This is a genomic window from Providencia sp. PROV119, from assembly GCF_028482435.1.
Lineage (GTDB): Bacteria > Pseudomonadota > Gammaproteobacteria > Enterobacterales > Enterobacteriaceae > Providencia > Providencia stuartii.
In genome coordinates, this window is the sequence record NZ_JAMPQL010000057.1 from 1 (window position 1) to 1,150 (window position 1,150).

The window sequence follows — 1,150 nt, forward strand, 5'->3', positions numbered from 1 at the left end:
GGTAATCCCCCCGTTTTTAACCGAGGTTATAAGTAGAATCAGGTCATTCGTTGTAGATGTTGCATTGGGGTATAGCCATTCAACGCCATGTTCGGCCGTTCGTGATTATAAAACCATTGCCACCGTGTAGCATAGTCTTGTAATTCATCCAGTGATGAAAACAAGTATTGCCCTAACCACTCATAGCGGACTGTCCGATTATAACGCTCAATGTAAGCATTTTGCTGCGGATTACCTGGCTGGATAAAGTTTATTTTGATATCTTGCAGATTAGCCCATGATATCAATATATTACTGGTGTATTCTGGCCCATTATCACAGCGTATGGAAACCGGTTTTCCTTTCCACTCAATAAGTTGCTCTAGTACTCTTACAACCCGACTCGCCGGCAGGGAAAAATCCACTTCAATAGCTAATGCTTCACGATTAAAATCATCGATGATATTCAATAAACGGACTGAGCGCCCATCCGACAGTTGATCATGCATAAAGTCCATTGACCAACATTCATTGCTCGTTTCGGGTACCGTCAGTGGCTCGGGCTTATCCCGTTTTAGGCGTTTCTTCGGCTTTATTCGCATGTTCAGTGACAACGCACAATAAATTCGGTAAACCCTTTTGTGGTTAAATCTTAAGTTTTTTACGTTTCGAAGGTATAAAAAGCACAAGCCAAATCCCCAGTTGCGCTGGCTATCAGTGATGCGTATCAGCCAGTCAGCTATTGCTTCATTTTCTTTACTCAGTTTAGCTTGATAACGATAGCAACTTTCGCTCACTACAAATAACTGGCAGGCAAAACGTACGCTGATATTCCGTATTTTGACAGCTTCTTGCGCCATCCGCTTTCGATGCGATGGCTTCACCACTTTTTTGCCATAGCTTCCTGAATGATCTCAGCTTTCAACCTTTCTTCTGCATACATTTTTTTGAGGCGGCGATTTTCCTCTTCCAGTTCTTTCAAGCGGGTCATCATGGAAGCATCCATCCCACCAAAGCGTGAGCGCCACTTATAAAAACTGGCGTTGCTCATACCATGTTCGCGGCACAGTTCAGAAACAGGCGTTCCCGCCTCAGCTTGCTTAAGGATGGTGATAATTTGGCTATCGGTAAAACGTGCTTTTTTCATAGAGATCTCCTCAGTTCAGATTAC

General features: G+C 43.5%; 1 protein-coding gene. It reads right to left on the bottom strand.

The window, feature by feature from the left end:
• Positions 1 to 38: 38 nt before the first annotated feature.
• Positions 39 to 1,126 (bottom strand): IS3 family transposase gene (locus PSF11_RS21160; RefSeq protein ID WP_141173808.1). Its coding sequence is split into 2 segments (ribosomal slippage): positions 39 to 874 and positions 874 to 1,126, totalling 1,089 coding nucleotides; the frame shifts between segments, so codons are not numbered across the junction.
• Positions 1,127 to 1,150 lie beyond the last annotated feature (24 nt).